This window comes from Actinomadura rugatobispora, from assembly GCF_055379765.1.
Genome location: NZ_AP029191.1, coordinates 3,934,827 through 3,950,394, shown reverse-complemented (window position 1 = coordinate 3,950,394; position 15,568 = coordinate 3,934,827). Strand labels below are relative to the sequence as shown.

The 15,568-nt window shown below is 71.8% G+C and carries 17 protein-coding genes; 4 read left to right on the top strand and 13 right to left on the bottom strand.

Translation table 11 applies throughout. The features are described 5' to 3' along the window. The first annotated feature begins 50 nt into the window (after window positions 1-50). Entirely contained in the window at window positions 51-1,148 is a 1,098-nt protein-coding gene (locus ACZ466_RS16955) for a GNAT family N-acetyltransferase (RefSeq protein ID WP_378292919.1), read from the top strand. Here ACZ466_RS16955 and ACZ466_RS16950 read toward each other — a convergent pair. From ACZ466_RS16950 to ACZ466_RS16940, 3 genes are all read right to left on the bottom strand, one after another. After that, complete coding sequence (locus tag ACZ466_RS16950; protein WP_464043875.1) at window positions 1,145-2,854, bottom strand: nuclease/transposase family protein; 1,710 nt, start codon at window positions 2,852-2,854, stop codon at window positions 1,145-1,147. The genes ACZ466_RS16955 and ACZ466_RS16950 overlap by 4 nt on opposite strands. A 321-nt stretch (window positions 2,855-3,175) precedes the next feature. Then, a complete protein-coding gene (locus ACZ466_RS16945) occupies window positions 3,176-3,376 on the bottom strand; it encodes a DUF397 domain-containing protein (RefSeq protein ID WP_378289306.1) in 201 nt (66 codons plus the stop codon). Window positions 3,377-3,392: 16 nt separating this feature from the next. After that, window positions 3,393-4,262, bottom strand: a complete 870-nt coding sequence (locus ACZ466_RS16940) for a helix-turn-helix domain-containing protein (RefSeq protein ID WP_378289308.1) — start codon at window positions 4,260-4,262, stop codon at window positions 3,393-3,395. 174 nt (window positions 4,263-4,436) lie between these two features. On the opposite strand from ACZ466_RS16940, the gene ACZ466_RS16935 reads away from it, so the two are divergent. Beyond that, on the top strand, window positions 4,437-5,183 hold the full coding sequence (locus ACZ466_RS16935; RefSeq protein ID WP_378289310.1) for an ATP-binding protein: 747 nt from the start codon (window positions 4,437-4,439) through the stop codon (window positions 5,181-5,183). 21 nt (window positions 5,184-5,204) lie between these two features. Here ACZ466_RS16935 and ACZ466_RS16930 read toward each other — a convergent pair whose 3' ends face one another. From ACZ466_RS16930 to ACZ466_RS16885, 10 genes are all read right to left on the bottom strand, one after another. Further along, the gene (locus ACZ466_RS16930) at window positions 5,205-6,521 is read right to left on the bottom strand and encodes a hypothetical protein (protein WP_378289312.1); all 1,317 of its coding nucleotides are present in this window, start codon (window positions 6,519-6,521) and stop codon (window positions 5,205-5,207) included. Then, complete coding sequence (locus ACZ466_RS16925; RefSeq protein ID WP_378289314.1) at window positions 6,508-6,924, bottom strand: hypothetical protein; 417 nt, start codon at window positions 6,922-6,924, stop codon at window positions 6,508-6,510. The genes ACZ466_RS16930 and ACZ466_RS16925 overlap by 14 nt, the downstream gene beginning before the upstream one ends. Then, complete coding sequence (locus ACZ466_RS16920; RefSeq protein ID WP_378289316.1) at window positions 6,921-8,054, bottom strand: molybdopterin-dependent oxidoreductase; 1,134 nt, start codon at window positions 8,052-8,054, stop codon at window positions 6,921-6,923. The genes ACZ466_RS16925 and ACZ466_RS16920 overlap by 4 nt, the downstream gene beginning before the upstream one ends. Next, entirely contained in the window at window positions 8,030-8,656 is a 627-nt protein-coding gene (locus tag ACZ466_RS16915) for a methyltransferase domain-containing protein (RefSeq protein WP_378289318.1), read from the bottom strand. Before ACZ466_RS16915 ends, ACZ466_RS16920 begins: the two co-directional genes overlap by 25 nt. Continuing rightward, window positions 8,653-9,318 (bottom strand): TIGR04282 family arsenosugar biosynthesis glycosyltransferase, encoded by a 666-nt coding sequence (locus ACZ466_RS16910; RefSeq protein ID WP_378289320.1) that lies wholly within the window; start codon window positions 9,316-9,318, stop codon window positions 8,653-8,655. Before ACZ466_RS16910 ends, ACZ466_RS16915 begins: the two co-directional genes overlap by 4 nt. Next, on the bottom strand, window positions 9,315-9,986 hold the full coding sequence (locus ACZ466_RS16905) for a glycosyltransferase family 2 protein (protein ID WP_378289322.1): 672 nt from the start codon (window positions 9,984-9,986) through the stop codon (window positions 9,315-9,317). Before ACZ466_RS16905 ends, ACZ466_RS16910 begins: the two co-directional genes overlap by 4 nt. Further along, complete coding sequence (locus tag ACZ466_RS16900; RefSeq protein WP_378289324.1) at window positions 9,983-10,996, bottom strand: NAD-dependent epimerase/dehydratase family protein; 1,014 nt, start codon at window positions 10,994-10,996, stop codon at window positions 9,983-9,985. Before ACZ466_RS16900 ends, ACZ466_RS16905 begins: the two co-directional genes overlap by 4 nt. Window positions 10,997-11,116: 120 nt before the next feature. Next, window positions 11,117-12,232, bottom strand: a complete 1,116-nt coding sequence (locus tag ACZ466_RS16895) for a sensor histidine kinase (RefSeq protein ID WP_378289326.1) — start codon at window positions 12,230-12,232, stop codon at window positions 11,117-11,119. After that, complete coding sequence (locus tag ACZ466_RS16890) at window positions 12,229-12,951, bottom strand: response regulator transcription factor (protein ID WP_464043868.1); 723 nt, start codon at window positions 12,949-12,951, stop codon at window positions 12,229-12,231. Before ACZ466_RS16890 ends, ACZ466_RS16895 begins: the two co-directional genes overlap by 4 nt. 26 nt (window positions 12,952-12,977) lie before the next feature. Continuing rightward, window positions 12,978-13,535: a helix-turn-helix domain-containing protein gene (locus tag ACZ466_RS16885; protein WP_378289328.1), complete on the bottom strand. Its 558-nt coding sequence runs from the start codon at window positions 13,533-13,535 to the stop codon at window positions 12,978-12,980. 62 nt (window positions 13,536-13,597) lie between these two features. On the opposite strand from ACZ466_RS16885, the gene ACZ466_RS16880 reads away from it, so the two are divergent. Further along, window positions 13,598-14,545, top strand: coding sequence for an alpha/beta hydrolase (locus tag ACZ466_RS16880; protein ID WP_378289330.1), 948 nt, complete (start codon window positions 13,598-13,600; stop codon window positions 14,543-14,545). Between the two features lie 48 nt (window positions 14,546-14,593). Next, entirely contained in the window at window positions 14,594-15,478 is an 885-nt protein-coding gene (locus ACZ466_RS16875) for a CPBP family intramembrane glutamic endopeptidase (RefSeq protein WP_378289332.1), read from the top strand. Window positions 15,479-15,568: the final 90 nt, after the last annotated feature.

Below are 15,568 nucleotides of genomic sequence, written 5' to 3'. Positions count from 1 at the left end.
GGGAGGCTGCGCTCTGTGCTGATCGGGGCCCTTGTTGAAGGGGCTTCACGTTGTCTCAACACTCTTCCCCTCTGATCGAGGCGTTCTTCGCCCTGCACCACGGGTTGCCCCGGCAGGGACCCGGCTCGGACGCCACCACGCGCCGGTTGCTGAAGGCGGCCGGTCCACTCCCCGAGCACCCGCGCGCGCTGGACGCCGGCTGCGGCCCCGGCCGCGCCGCGCTGCTCCTGGCCCAGGAGGCCGGCGCGCACGTCACCGCGGTCGACCTGCACCAGCCCTTCCTGGACGACCTCGCGGCCCAGGCGGCGCAGCGGGGCCTGAGCGAGCGGATCACCGTCGTCAACCGCTCGATGACCGAGCTGCCGTTCCCCGATCACAGCTTCGACGTGATCTGGGCCGAGGGCTCGGTCTACACCGTCGGCTTCGACATCGCCCTGCGAGCCTTCCGCCGCCTCCTCGCCCCCGGCGGCGTCCTGGCCATCACCGAGATCGAATGGACCGTGCCCCGCCCCGCCGCACCGGCGCGCGCCTATTGGGACGCGGCCTACCCGTTGCGCTCCCACGCCGCCAACGGCGACGCCGCCCAGGCCGCCGGCTACCGGGTCCGCGCGCACTGGCCGCTGCCGGAGAGCGACTGGTGGGACGAGTACTACACCCCGCTCACCGAGCGCATCGCCCGCGCGGACCCGCGGGCACCCGGCATGCCGCAGGCGCTGGCCGATCTGCAGGCAGAGATCACCATGCGACGCGAGCACGGCGGCGACTACAACTACGCCGCCTACGTTCTGGACCCCCACGACGACTCCTCCGCCATCGAGAACAGGACCACCATGCCCACCTGGACCGCCCACCCCGAGACCGCCGACGACGTGCCCGCCATCCGCGACATCGTCCTGGCCGCCTTCCCCACCGCCGAGGAGGCCGACATCGTCGACGGCCTGCGCGCCGACCCGGAGGCGTGGATCGATGGACTGTCCATGGTCACGACGGCTCCCGACGGCACCCCGGTCGGGTACGCGCTGCTTACCCGCTGCCACGTTGACGGCGGGCCCGCGCTCGCCCTGGGCCCGTGCGCCGTGCTGCCGTCGTACCAGCGCACCGGCGCCGGCTCGGCCGTAGTTCCCGCGGTTCGGCTTCACCGTTCCTAAACAGTGTCCAGGAGCATCATCTGATGTCGGCCCTGGGTACTGCGCGTATCCCGAACGGTGTTGGATGCGCTGGTTGCCCGCGTTCGTCTGCCCGTCCGGCTGGGTGCATCGTGTGCACGTTCCGTGAGGGGTGGGCGGGTTCCCTCGCGCTCCCGTGCGCCCGGTCGGGCCTGGGCGGTCCGATGCCCGCGGCGATCACTCCGGTCGTCGCGGGGCGGTGCCGTCCGTCGCCGGATCGGGTGCCCGAGGGCGCGTCGCCCGATCGCGATGCTCGCGGCATCGTGTCGGGACATCTTTCGTTTGCTGCTGGTGAGGGGCTTGCGCCAGTGTTCATCGCCCCACATCGAGGTGTAGGCCGGGTCCACCGCGACGATGGCGAGGTCCTGCTCGGCGGCCATCGAGACCAGTCGGGCTTTGAGCCTGCCGGTCGGGATCGCGGAGATGAGCTGCCGGAATCGCTTCTTGCGGCCATGCTTCTCGCGGGTCTTGTCGGCGGTGAAGTCCAGGTTCTCGATGCCGATCGCGGTGACACCGCACCGCTTGGCCCAGTGCAGCAACCGGCTGATGGCGTGCCGCACCTGGGCGTCGCGGTGGTCTGCGGTGCCGGACAGGTCGTAGCCGAAGCGTTTCGGGTCACCGACAGGGTTGCCGTGCGGATCAAGGCGGTAGGCGGCGAGGTGGTCGGCGTTGGTGTCCACTCCGATCACGCCCCGCGCGCACGCCGCCTGGAGGGGGAGGGTGCGGGCGGGGGTGCGCTGCCAGGACGCGGTGAGGTACCAGCGGTCGCGTTCGGGGTCGTGGTGGATGCGGTAGGCCACGGCACGGTCGGCGGCGATGCGGTCGGCCCACTCGGCTCCCCGGTGCCGGAACGCGACGCGGGCGGTGAGGACGTAGCGGCCGTGCGGAGCGTTGGCCAGATGGGCCAGCAGGGCGGGGAGCTTGAGGGACACTTGCCCGCCGGGGGTGAGGCGGATGGTCTCGTTGCCGTACCGCTTCCCGCTCTCGCCATCGGCGGCCAGGAACAATCGCCGGGCCTCCCAGCGCTGGCGCCACTGCCGCTCGGTGAGCCCGGCGTTCTCGAGTTGGTGGCGGGTGCGGGCGAGTTTCTTGCCGCCGCGGACCACGTGCACGATCCCGGCGTCCCGGTCGGCCCGCTCACGGGTGAGCCGGTCTTTGAGGATGCCCAGGCGGCGGGACTTGTGAAACCACTCGCGCCGGGACCGGTACCCGCCCGGGGCGCGCCTGGTCCCTTCGGCCCCGATCGGCAGGGACAGCCGGTGCTCCAGCGTCCGCACCCCCGCCTCCAGGCCCTGGACGTGGGCGTGCTGGGCGCGGCGGGCCAGGGCCCACTGGTCATGGGTGGCCTTGGTGATCGAACCGGCCCACCGCGCCGACGACACCTGCGTCAGCTCCCGCTTGCGCGCCGCCCACCGATCCGCATCATGGTCCAGGCCGGCGCCGCACCGGACCTTCAGATCCCGCGCGGCCAGCGACCCCAGATGCGCCCCCACCAGCCGCAGCACCCGCTCGTCGGCAGCGGTCAGGCCCTTGAGACGGTCACGCACCGCCACCCCCGACGGGCCCGCCGCCACGAACGGCGCCGCGACCGGACGCACCCCGCCGCCTGGGGGGCGGGTTGTGCGGCCGGGGGCGGCGTGGCGGGGCGCCGTCTCGGCGGCCACACCACCGGAAGCGGTACGCGACATGACGAACACTTTAAGTGACAGTATTCGAACATGCAATCGACTCTCGCTGCTCGGACACTGTGACGGCACGCCGCCATGGGTACGCGCGGGTATTCATGGACACTCCTGGACACTCTCCCGCCGACAGGTCCGAACCCCACCGCGGTGGTGCTCTGAGGATGCCTTTCCGTCGCCTCCCCGCCGGCGGTGCGCTCGATCACCGTGCGGCGATTGAGCGCACCCGGCACCGCTCGTTGGCGGCGGTGCGTCGTCGGGCCTTGAAGGAGGCGACAGCGTGACGGCCCCTGCATCCGCACGGATGCAGGGGCCGCAGACGTTCTGCTAAAGGTCGAACGTTCCTTGCTTGATCTTCGACAGCAGCGTGTTCCAGGCCGCACCGTGCAACACCACACACCCGCCGTCCGGATCCTGGGAATCTCTAACAAGACGACGTGAGCCGATGACACAGGTTTCCACGCAACCATCGGAGCCGCTGTAGCTGCTCTTGCGGAAGACGCCCTGAGCAAGATCGAGATCGGACACTTCGTCCTCCTGGCAATCACTGTCCGGCAAGTCGTTCGAGCATGGCCAGCGACTCCTCAGGACTGAGGGCCATCGCTCCCATCTGCTCGAACGCGAGGGAGTACGTGTGAACCTCCCTCTCGTCCTCAATGTACAGAGCGCTGGTCATGTTCTCGACATACACGACTTCCGGGGTGAAACGCTCAGGGAACCCCATGACCGTGAAGCTGCCGACCACGCCCGGGTGTCCCCCGGCGTGCAACGGCATGACCTGGAACATCACATTGGGCAGTGCAGCCAACTCGATCAGGCGTAGGTACTGGTCACGCATCACGTCGGGGCTGCCAATGACGCGTTTGAGCGCCGTCTCGTCCGTGATCGCCCAGAGTCGGGTCGGCTCCTCGCGCTCCGACCAAGCCTTCTGTCGTGTCATCCGTGTTGCGACTCGTCGCTCGACATCAGACGCGGGCGCGAAGCGCATCAGTACCGATTTGGTCGCATGCATGGCGTAATCAGCGGTCTGCATCAGCCCGTTGATGATTCCCATGCTGTAGGCATTGAGCCACTCGGCTTCGGCCTCAAGACCCATGTAGGTGGTGTAGTCGGCGGGCAGACTGTTCGCATAGGCGTCCCACCAGCCGCGCTGTCGCGCCGAACGAGCGAAGCGGACGAGCGCATCGGATCGCGGGCCGTCGATCTCGTAGACGGCGAGGATCTGCTGAACCTCTGCCGGAGAGACCCGACGCAACGAGTTCTCGATACGAGACAGTTTGGTCTTGCTCCACCCCAACTTCTCGGCGGTTTCTTCGAGCTTGAGAAGTGCGCACGTCTCCCTCAACCTGCGTAGTTCGCTGGCGAGTCGGCGCTCACGGATGGTCGGCGGTCTGGCTGTCATGTGATCGAGCATGCCCGCTCCGTAGTCGGGCTACAAGCGATTTCGCACCTTTGCAAAAAAGATCTTGATGTCATTATCTGAAACCGTTGCGGAGTTCTGTGTCGGCAGCGCACTATGTGAACCCCAAGTCGATACGGACGGTGACTGACTGATCACTTGTCCGCGCGGGATGGAGGTGGCTCCCGGATGGTGATCTCTCACACCCCCAACCTGGCCGCCGGCGGTATGTGCGCCTGGCGGCTTCCTTCCGATGAGAGCGGGCCGGCCGCGGCGCGCTCCCTGCTCCAGCAGGTCATGACCCGGCTCGGGCTGCGGCGGGACGTGATCGAGGACGGCAGGCTCGCGGTCTCCGAGGCCGCGACCAACGCGCTCCGGCACGCGCGGCCGGAGCCGCTCGGCTCCTGCACCCCGCCCGAGCTGTGGATCTGGGCGCGGACGATCCCCGCCCCGCAGCTGGTCGTCTCGGTGTTCGACTGCGCCAGGGGCGCCCTTCCCCGCGCCTCCGGTACCGGGCTGCTCGACGAGCACGGCAAGGGACTGGGGCTGCTCGCCGCGTTCACCGCCGAGTGGAGCACCGCCCCGTCCCGGTCACGCCTGTCCGTGCAGCGCACCCCCGGAAAGACCGTCTGGTTCGCGCTGCCGCTGCCGTCCGACTGGCCGGGGCTGAACCTGGAGGTCCAGCCGGGCACGGCCGCGCAGTGCCTCCTTCTCAACCTCGGCGAACGCGGCTACAGCGGGGCACGAAGCAGCGGTGACGAAGGCGTTTTCGTGGTCGAGCTGCGGGGCCTGAACGTCTGGGTGCTCGGGGGGCAGTTCCGCTGGCAGGCCGAGCCGGGCCGGTGCGTTCGGCGTCCGCTCGTCGATCTCCAGGAGACCGCCGAACTCGTCGTCCGGCACCTGGAGGGGATTCCGAGCGCTTCGCCTACTCCTTGAGGAACTCGCTCCTTCCAGGCGTCACCAATGCGAGTGGACGAGCGCCTGGATCGCCAGGGTCAACCCCGCCTGCGCGGCCAGGAATCTGCGTGCGGGTGGATCGTGCTGGGCCGAGGCGAGGACGACCCACGCCGCGTAGGGCACCCATATGCGTTCCACCTCTCCCCTTGTCACGCCCGACACGTCCAATGCGAGGAGGCCCAGCAGGGCTGCCCCCACAAGCCAGGCCAGGGGACGGCGCTGTGAGAACACCGCCGGCAGGGCGTAGGCCGTCGCAGGGCCGACCAGTAGGCCGAGCACAGCGATGTTGGCGATGACGAAGTAGGCGTAGGAACGTTGCGCCGACCCTCGGCTGATGAGGTAGGTCTCGTGGGTGGCCGCGACACCGTCCGGCCACCAGAAGCCGCCCGTGCTGAAGGCCAGGGGCGCGACCGCGGCACAGCACAGCAGTACGGCGAGGACGCGACGGCCTGGGCGAAGCAGGATCACGACCGCGAGAGGCAGGGCGAACAAGGGCAGCAGGCCGTAACTGAGGTACGGCAGAGTGCCCAGCAGGAGACCGGCTCCTGCGGCTGCGACGAGGCTGCCGCGTTTGGCCGCGATGGCGGTGAGGGCTGTGGCCCAGGCGCCGACACCGAGAAAGAAGGCGTCCATTGCCGTGGCGATCCACAGTGTGAGCGGCGCCAGGACGAGGAAGGGCAGGGCACGCCGGGCGAGTGGCTCACCGGCGACGTGGCGGGCGGTGACGGCGATGCCCATGACGGCGGACGTCCCGGTCGCGACGATGAGTGCGGAGGACCAGCCCGTACCGCGCAGACCGGTCTCCTCCAAGGCCCACAGCACGAGGGTGGGAAGCGGCGGGTGGCCGCGCACGTGGGTGGTGTAGCCGCCGAGTCTCTCGGTGAACGTTCGCAGCCATTCCGCGGGGTCCGCCCGGACGGCGTCGAGTCCCGCGGGGTACTCGGTGGGGGCGTCCAGTGGACGGTGCAGGGCGTCCGGGCCGTCGCTGAGGGCCAGCGCGACCGTCCACACCATGGACGCGGCCCAGGACACCGGCAGCAGAACCCGCCAGGGCAGCCGTCGCGCAAGGGGCGGCAGCATGGCCACGGCGACCCCGCCCAGGCAGGCGGCGGGGACGATCTGCCAGGTGAGCAGGCGGGGTGCGGCGTGCAAGGGGGGCAGTTCGTCCTCGGTGGCGAGCCCAGACCTCCTGAGGATGTCGCCGGCGACGAACGCGCCGGTGATGAGCAGGGCCCATGCCGTGATCGCGATCCGCCCATACAGGTGGGTCCTGCTCTGGGGGTGATGCCGTTGCCGTTCGAGCTCACCGGTCGCCATGGGAACGCCTTCCGCGGATTCCCTGGCACAGGGCGATGCAAGCGGCGAGGGCGAGAACAGCGGCCAGGACGATGAGAAGGTTGCGGCCGTAGGGGAGAGGCAGGATGGACGGGTTGTCCGCGCGCCGCCCCAGGCCCAGCACGAACGGCAACGCCACCAGCGTCACCGTTCCGCCCACCATGAGCGCGCCCTGCACAAGCCGCCGGTAGGAGCGGGGCAGGCGCGTGGTGGCCGCTCCTACGAGGAGCACGCACGGGACCAGGACCGCGTCATGGGCGAGGACCGCTCCCCCGAACCAGACCGCCCAGCCCACGAGATCGACGTCGGATTCCCTGGCAAGGCCCCACAGGCCGGTGGCGATGAGCGCCCCGCCCACCCCGTGACCCAGGATGCGCCTCTTCATACGACCGTCACCTTGGACACCCACTTGGTCTGCATCACCCCGGGGCGGTTCGGCGCGATGAGCCTGCAGGGATGGCCGTGGTCGAGGTCGAGAGGCGCGCCGTTCACCTGGAGCGCGAGCAGGGTGAGAGGGTCGTTCCAATGGGGAGGGTCGACCCAGGACGTTCGGTAGAGGCCGCCGCGCTCCAATGACTCGATCCGTATGCGCGCGTCCTCGGAGACACCTGCCATGTGGAGGAGGTCGCGTAGCCGCACCCCCGTCCAGGTGGCTCCCGCACTCCACCCCTCCACGCACGCGATCGGCAGTCGCGCCGTATGGGACGGGAGCGCATTGAGGTCGTCCAAGGAAAGGGCGAGTTCGCGTTGGACGCGGCCTGTGACGAGAAGCCGGTAATCGGGGTCACGGGCTGCCGTCGTGACGCCCGCGGCGGCCGCCGACTTGTTGACCGGTAGTCCCTGTGGACCGACCCCGCGACGCCTGGGTGCGAGTACCGCGAGCTTGGCGAGGGGCGAGAAGGCTTCGCCGACCGTGGTCAACGTGACGATCCCCCCGGCGGCGGCGACGGTCAGCAGGAAACCGCGGCGTCCCAGGCCGTCCTCCGGACGGGTCATGACCGTGCGCCGTACCTTGGCCCACTCGTTGGTCACGTGCACGACCAGTGCTCCGATGAGGATGTAGGCCGTCCAGTAGTGCGCCGTGGGGAAGAAGAACGGGAACGGATACCAGTAGGCGATGTTGAACAGCCCCGTGACGAGCTGGAACAGAGAGCCCGCGACCAGGACGAACACCAGGATCCGTTCGATCGCGTGCCCGGCGGAGCGCACGGGCGGCCACTGCAGCAGCTTGGGATAGACCGTCCACAGTTTGGCCAGCAGCAGGGGGATCGTCGCGAGTCCGCCGATCACGTGCAGGCCCTGGGTGAACCGGTAGAGGTTCACCGGACGGGAGGGCCACACCATCCAGCCGGGCGGGTGCTGCATGAAGTGGCTGATCAGGCCCGTGACGAACGCCGTGGCGAACGACAGGCCGAGCGCGATGCCGAGCCAGGCCGCCACCCGCTCGTCATGCAGCCGGCTCGTGAAGGCCGCCCGGCCGCGGACCCGGCTCAGCGGCTCAGGGACGCGAACCACCGGCCCGCCTCCTCCCACACCTCGGTGACCTCCGCCCCGTGGGCGGCGGCGAGCCCGATGACGTCGTCGGCCGACACCCACGCCCACGGGAACCATCCGCCGACGATCCGGCCGGTGCGGAGCCGGAGCCGTCCGGCGCGCGAGCGGGTCCCCGGCTCCAGCACCTCCACCAGCACCCGGCCGCGGCCCGGCGCGAGCAGGTCGAAGGCCCTGCCCAGCAGCGCGGACGGGTCGCCGCCGATGCCGATGTTGCCGTCGGCCAGCAGCACGGTCGTCCAGATCCCGGCGCCGGGCACCCGGCCGTACACGTCCCTGACCAGCGCGAGGCCGCCGGCCGCGACGGTGAGCGCGACCGCGGACGGGGCGACGTCGATGCCGAGGGCAAGCAGCCCGCGCTCGGTCAGCGCCACGGTGAGCCGTCCGGGGCCGGAGCCGACGTCCAGCGTGGGGCCGTCGCACCGGTCGAGCAGGCCGGCGTCGCCGGGGCGCAGGGACATCCACTCCCCGACGGGCAGCGGACTGCGGCGGCCCGCGCCGTCCTCGACCTCGACCTCCAGGCCGTCGCGCCGTTCGAGGGCCCGCTCGTACAGCTCCCCGATCATTCCGTGCCCGCCCGGAGAGCCTCCCCGGTACCGGCCTCGCCGTTCCGGACGGCCCGGACGGCGGCGGCGAACCGGCCGTGCGGGGCGAGCGCGGCGACCCTGGCGGCGTCGGCGGCGGTGTCCACGTCGGTGAGGCGGGGCAGTTCGGCCACGGTCAGTCCCGCCGCACGCAGCCGGTCGAGCTGGGCCCGCCCGGTGCCGGGACGCGACATCGGCACGCCGCGCAGCAGCGCGGCGTCGGGACGGGCCAGGCCGAGCAGCCAGAAACCGCCGTCCTCCGCCGGGCCGAACACCGCGCCGCGGTGCTCCAGAGCCCGTCCGGCCCGTTCCAGGAGAGCGGTCGTGACCTGCGGGGTGTCCATGCCGATCAGGACGATGGGCCGCCCCTCGTACGCGTCGTCGAAGGCGTGCGCGAGCCGTTCGTCGAGGCCGTCGCCACGCTGCGGGATCACCCGCACGCCGGGCGGCAGCCACGGCCCGGGGCTGCCCCGCAGCGCGAGGATCCGGGCCCCGGCGGGGGTGCGCGCGACGGTGGCGAGCGTGTCGGCGAGGGCCGCCTCGGCCAGAAGGGCGGCTTCCTCCGCCGTGTATCCGGGGGTCAGCCGCGTCTTGACCCGTCCTGGCACGGGCTCCTTGGCGATGACGACCAGGTCGGCGTTCACGGAGTCACCTCGGCCAGCACGCGGCGCATGTCGCGGACCGCCCGTACGGTCCCGCCGACGGTGCCGGTCACTTTGGAGCGGCCTCGGCGCGGGCGGTACGTCACGTCGACCTCGGTGATCGCCCAGCTGGCGGCGGCGGCCTTCAGGACCATCTCCAGCGGGTAGCCGAAACGGCGATCGGCGAGCGCCAGGTCCAGCAGCCGGGCTCGCCGGACGGCCCGCATGGGGCCGAGGTCGTGGAGGGCCGTTCCGGCCCTCCGGTTGAGGGAACGCGCCAGGACGGCGTTGCCGAGGCGGGCGTGCAACGGCCAGGCGCCCCGTCCTGACGGGCGCCTCCTCCCGAGCACCAGGCCCGGGCCTTGCCCGCACGTCTCCAGAGCCGCCACGACGCGGGGCAGTTCCCGCGGGTCAAGGGAGGCGTCGGCGTCCATGAAGCACACCACGTCCGCCGAGGCCGCCAGCAGGCCGGTATGGCACGCGGCACCGAACCCGCGTTGCGGAGCCTCCACCACGACCGCGCCGTGGCCTCGCGCGATCTCCGCCGAATCGTCGGTGGAGGCGTTGTCGACCACGATGGGCGTGAACCCGGCAGGCATCCGTGACAGCACCCAGGGCAGAGCCTCCGCCTCGTTCAGGCACGGCAGGATGACATCGACGACGTCGTTCACCGGTCGGCGCCCGCTTTCGCGTTGGCGAACTCGGCCATGCCCGAGGCGAAAGGCACGTGTGCCGTGTAACCGAGTTCGTTCCGCGCGCGCTCCGGGGTCGCCACGATGTGGCGCACATCGCCCAGGCGGTAACCACCGGTCACCTGCGGCTCTGGGCCGCCGTACACCTCGGCCAGCGCGTGAGCCATCTCGGCAATGGAACGAGGGGTACCGCTGGCGATGTTGTACGCCCGCGACTCACCCTCGCTCCTGTCTTTGAGCGACTCCAGAGCGAGGACGTTGGCGCGGGCCACATCGCGCACATGGACGAAGTCGCGTCGCTGCCGCCCGTCCTCGTACACCAACGGCGGTTCTCCGCGCTCCAACCGCGAACGGAAGAGCGCCGCCACCCCCGCGTAGGGCGTGTTCAGGGGCATCCGTGGGCCGTACACGTTGTGGTAGCGCAGGGCCGCGACCCTGCCCCCGGTCATGCGCGCCCAGGATGCGGCCAGATGTTCCTGGGCCACCTTGGTGTCGGCGTAGACGTTGCGCGGATCGAGGGCGGCCTCCTCATGGACGAACCCGGGTTCTAGAGGGTTCTCGCACACGGGGCACGCCGGCTCGTAGCGTCCTGCCTGCAGATCCGTCTCCGACCGTGGGCCCGGCCGGACGTTCCCATGGACGTCGCAGGTGTAGGCGCCTTCGCCGTACACGACCATCGACGACGCCAGCACGAGCCCTCGCACCCCCGCACGGGCCATCTCGGCCAGCAACACCGCCGTGCCCTGCACGTTCACACCCGCATAGGCCGGGAGATCGAACACGTCCACGCCGAGGCCGACCATCGCGGCCTGGTGGCAGACCGCGTCCACGCCGCGCAGGCGGCGCGCCACCACCTCGGGGTCCCGTACGTCTCCGGCTTCCTCGCCCGCGCGCAGATCGAGCTCGCGGACCTCGTGCCCAGAGGCCGCGAGGGCCTCGGCGACGTGCGAGCCGATGAATCCGGCCGAACCTGTGAGCAGCACTCGCATGCGACGAACGTAAGGGGGCGGACGTACGGAAACGCGGCCCGAGCCCATCCCGTACGAACCTCGTAAGATTTGCCGCCGACGATTTGACCCGAGGGACGGAGACGGCCGGGCCCGCCGCCGTCAGGGGGCCAGCGGGAGGCGCACGACGAAGCGGCAGCCGGGACCCGCGTTGGCCACGCCGATCTGCCCGGAGTGCGCCTCCACGATGCCGCGCGCGATGGCCAGGCCGAGGCCCGCGCCGCCGCCCGGGGTGCGGGCGCTCTCGCCGCGGAACGCCACGTCGAACACCCGGGGCAGGTCGGTCTCGGGGATGCCGCCGCACCCGTCGGCGACGCTCACGCACGCCATGCCCTCGTCCACCTCGCCGGTGATCTCGACGGTGCCGTCCTCGGGGGTGTGCCGGATCGCGTTCACGATCAGGTTGCGCAGCGCCCGTTCCATCTCACCCGCGTCCACCTCGACGGGGGTGCGGCGCCGGACCTCGCCGCGCAGCCGGACGCCCTTGGCCTTCGCCAGCGCCTCGGTGCCCGTGACGACCTCGGCGACCAGGTCCTGAAGCCCGACCCGCCGCCGCGACAACCGCAGCGCCCCGGCGTGGATGCGCGAGAGCTCGAACAGGTCGTCCACCATCTCCGACAGGCGGTCGGCCTCCACGCGGATGCGGCCGTGGTAGCGCGCCACGGTCTCGGTGTCGGCCACGACGCCGTCCTCCAGCGCCTCGGCCATCGCCCGCAGCCCGGCCAGGGGCGTGCGCAGGTCGTGGCTGACCCAGGCGACGAGGTCGCGGCGGCTGGACTCGAGCGCCCGTTCACGGGCGCGGGCCTCGGCCAGCCGCCGGTAGGCGTCGTCCAGTTCGCGCGCCAGCTCGGCCAGCTCGGCGGGCAGGCGGGCGCCCGGCACCCGGTACGGATCGGCGCGCACGGCCGCGACCAGGACGCGGTTGGCGGCGACCAGGCGGCGGCCCAGCAGCACCGACACCCCGGCGGCGACCGCGCCGGAGGCGGCGACGACGGCGAGCACCACCGACTGGTCGTGGTCGTTCAGCACCATCATGAACGTGATCACGACGATGCCGGAGACGGTCGCCAGCACCGTCGCGACGCCGACCAGGCCGAGCTGGACGGCGATGGACCGGCCGCGCAGCAGGTGGAGGAGCGCCAGCCCGGCCGCGGCGACGCCCAGCGCCGCGACGGCCGCGTACCAGACCACCTGCAGCAGGTCGGACAGGGGGATCACGGCGGCGCCTCCCCTGCGCCGGCGGGCTCGTAGCGGTAGCCGACGCCCCAGACGGTGACGATCCGCCGCGGCGCGGTCGGGTCGTCCTCGATCTTCTCCCGCAGCCGCCGGGTGTGGACGGTGACCGTGGCGGTGTCGCCGAACGACCAGCCCCACACCCGCTCCAGCAGCTCGTCCCGGGTGAACACCCGCCGCGGGTGGCGCATCAGGAACGCCAGCAGGTCGAACTCGCGGGCGGTCAGGCTCAGCGGGGCGCCCCGCAGCTCGGCCCCGTGCGCCAGCGCGTCCACCCTGAGGTCGCCGTCGCGCAGCACCCCGGTACCGGCGGGGACCACCAGGCCGCGGGCCCGGCGCAGCACCGACCGCACCCGGAGGGCCAGCTCCCGGGGACTGAACGGCTTGGTGACGTAGTCGTCGGCGCCGGTCTCCAGACCGACCAGCCGGTCGGTCTCCTCACCGAGCGCGGTCAGCATCACGACCGGCACCGAGGAGGTCTCACGGAGCCTGCGGCACACCTCGAGACCGTTCAGACCGGGCAGCATGAGGTCGAGGACGACCAGGTCGGGCGGGTCCTCCAGAGCCCGCCGCAGAGCATCGCGCCCGTCGGCCACGCACTCGACCCGATGACCGTCGCGCACCAGGTAGCGGGCGACGACCTCGGCGACGGTGGGATCGTCGTCCACCACCAGCACTCGCCCGGTCTCCCCCGACACGATCACCCATGCAGCGTAAGGCAACCGGGCGTTCAAGGTTCGTCGCCCGGGGGGCTCTCGACGTCGGGTTTGTCGGGGACGAAGACGAGGCTGAGGAGGTGGCGGGTGCGGCCGTCGCCGGGGGTGGTCCGGGTGCGGCGGGCGACGGCGGCCTCGATCTCTTCGACCAGCGCGGCGAACTCGTCGGCGGTCACCCATACCGCGCCCTGCCGGTAGAGGACGCCTTCGCGGGCGGGTTCGGCGTCGTCGCGGGAGAGGTAGCGGTCGAAGTCGGCCATCAGGGCCCCGGTGAACACGGCGAACGCCTGCCGGTGGTCCTCCTTGGTCATGGTGGCGCGGGCGTCGGCGTCGACGAGGGCCTCGTCCTGGCGGACGCGGTAGCTGCGTTCGACGGTGCCGCGGACGGGTCGTTCGCGGACCACTTCCAGGATGCCGGCCTGGGTGAGGGTGGCGATGTGCCGGTACATGGTGGCCGGGGGGATGTCGGGCAGCCGTTCGCGCAGCTGGGCGGTGGTCATCTCGTCGGCGCCGACGAGGGTCTGCAGGATGCGCAGCCGGACGGGGTGGAGGAGCAGGTTCGCGGTCGCCATGACTTCATGATCTCATGCCTGATAACGTTCTCAGAGTTGAGAACAAAACGAGAGGCGACGTCTTGCCCGACACCGACATGACGGTCACCGCCGACGACGGGACCCGACTGGCCGGCACCCTGACCCTGCCGGCGGGCCCCGGTCCGCACCCCGCCGTCCTGCTCCTGCACGGCTCAGGGCCCCTGGACCGCGACGGCAACACCCCCAAGCTCCCCGCGAACCTCGGCCCCCCGCTGGCCGCCGCCCTCGCGGAGAAGGGCATCGCCACGCTGCGCTACGACCGGCGCGGCGCGGGCGCCACGCCCGGCCGGTGGCAGGCCACCGGCTTCACCGACAACCGCGAGGACGCCGCCGCCGCCCTGCGCGCCCTGGCCGGGCACCCCGCCGTCCGTGCCGACGCCGTCGGCGTCATCGGCCACAGCGAAGGCGCCCTGCACGCCATGGCCCTCGGCGCGCGCCACGACGTGCGGGCGGTGGTGCTGCTGGCCGGATACGCCCGCCTGGGCGAGGACGCCTTCCGCTGGCAGGCCCGCTCGATCCTCCAGGGCATGCCCGCCCCCGTCCGCCTCCTGCGGCGGCCGCTGCGGGCATTGGGCGGCCGGGTCCTCGCCCGGCTCAAGGAGACCCGGACGGACGTGGCGCGCGTGGCGGGGCTCCCGGTCAACGCCCGCTGGATGCGCGAGATGCTCGTCCACGACACCCGCGACGATCTCACCGCCATCCGGGCTCCCGTCCTGGCCGTCACGGGCGACAAGGACGTCCAGATCGATCCCGCGGACCTGGACGAGATCCAGCGGCTGGTGCCCGGCCCGACCGAGATCCATCGCGTCCCCGGCCTCACCCACGTGCTGCGCCACGACCCGGGGCACCACACCGTGCGCTCCTACCGCCGCCTCCTGCGCGGCCCGGTCGACCCCGACCTCCTGGCGCTCATCGCCACCTGGCTCACCCGCCGACTGGACGCGACTCCCGGGGAGAGGCCCGCCGAGGAGAGAACGACCTCTTCCTGACCCCCGCCTGCACGCACGCAAGACAGTGGACACCGACAGAGGGAACCCATGACCGCTTCACACGCACGCCCCGCCGCCCCCGGCCGGTACCGGAACGACCTGGTCCTGTTCATGGCCATCGCCTTCGCCCTGAGCTGGGCGTCCTGGGCCGTGGCGATCGGGATCGGCGGATCCTCGACCAAGCCTCCCACGCTCGCGTTCCACGTGTTCGGCGCCTTCGGCCCTCTGATCGCCGCCCTGGTGATCCGGATCCGCCGCGCCCGCCGCGGCGAGCCCGTCCCCGAACACGCGGTCCGGTTCCGGCCGGCGGCCCTGGGCTGGACGCCGCTGCTGCTGGCGCTGGCCTCGGCGCTCGTCCTGGGGGCCGCGTTCGTGGCGCACGCGGCGGGCGGCCCCGCGCCGAGCCTGGAGGACGCGAAGGACGTGATGACGACCTACCCGGGCGGCCCCGTGGCGTTCCTCGTCAACATCCTGGTCGCCGGCCCGCTGGCCGAGGAGCCGGGCTGGCGCGGCACCGCCTACCCGAGGATGCGCGCCTCGCTGAACCGCTTCCAGGTCAGCCTGATCCTGGGCGTCATCTGGGCCGTGTGGCACATGCCGCTGTTCTTCATCGACGGGACCGTCCAGAACCAGCTGGGCGTGACGAGCCCCAGCGGCGTGCTCTTCGCCGTCAGCGCCGTCCCGATGGCCATGCTGGTCTGCTACGCCTACGAGCGCGCCGGTGTCCTCGCCGCGGTCGCGGTGCACTTCGCGACCAACCTGACGATGGTCCTGCTGAGCGTCCAGGCGCCCGTCACGCAGGCCATCGTCATGGGCGTCCAGCTGATCGCCGCGGTGGTCCTCCTGGCCACCGTCCGCCCGGCGGGCAGGCCCGTCGCGGACGGCCCGAGCCTTCCCGCCATCCCGGCGAACCGCGGCGCGCACGTCCGCTGACGGTGAACGCGCGGTGGACGTCCGTCGCCCGGACGGTGACGGAAGGCCGAATGATCACGTTCGTGCCGCCCGGCGTCTCGTGCGGCTCCG

Bases quoted from the DNA above. Each gene is read 5' to 3' on its own strand.
- ACZ466_RS16925 (WP_378289314.1), bottom strand. From the start codon at position 6,924: ATGAAGAGGCGCATCCTGGGTCACGGGGTGGGCGGGGCGCTCATCGCC.
- ACZ466_RS16885 (WP_378289328.1), bottom strand. From the start codon at position 13,535: ATGGCGACCGCGAACCTGCTCCTCCACCCCGTCCGGCTGCGCATCCTG.
- ACZ466_RS16900 (WP_378289324.1), bottom strand. From the start codon at position 10,996: ATGCGAGTGCTGCTCACAGGTTCGGCCGGATTCATCGGCTCGCACGTC.
- ACZ466_RS16915 (WP_378289318.1), bottom strand. From the start codon at position 8,656: ATGATCGGGGAGCTGTACGAGCGGGCCCTCGAACGGCGCGACGGCCTG.
- ACZ466_RS16940 (WP_378289308.1), bottom strand. From the start codon at position 4,262: ATGCTCGATCACATGACAGCCAGACCGCCGACCATCCGTGAGCGCCGA.
- ACZ466_RS16935 (WP_378289310.1), top strand. From the start codon at position 4,437: ATGGTGATCTCTCACACCCCCAACCTGGCCGCCGGCGGTATGTGCGCC.
- ACZ466_RS16930 (WP_378289312.1), bottom strand. From the start codon at position 6,521: ATGGCGACCGGTGAGCTCGAACGGCAACGGCATCACCCCCAGAGCAGG.
- ACZ466_RS16950 (WP_464043875.1), bottom strand. From the start codon at position 2,854: ATGTCGCGTACCGCTTCCGGTGGTGTGGCCGCCGAGACGGCGCCCCGC.
- ACZ466_RS16875 (WP_378289332.1), top strand. From the start codon at position 14,594: ATGACCGCTTCACACGCACGCCCCGCCGCCCCCGGCCGGTACCGGAAC.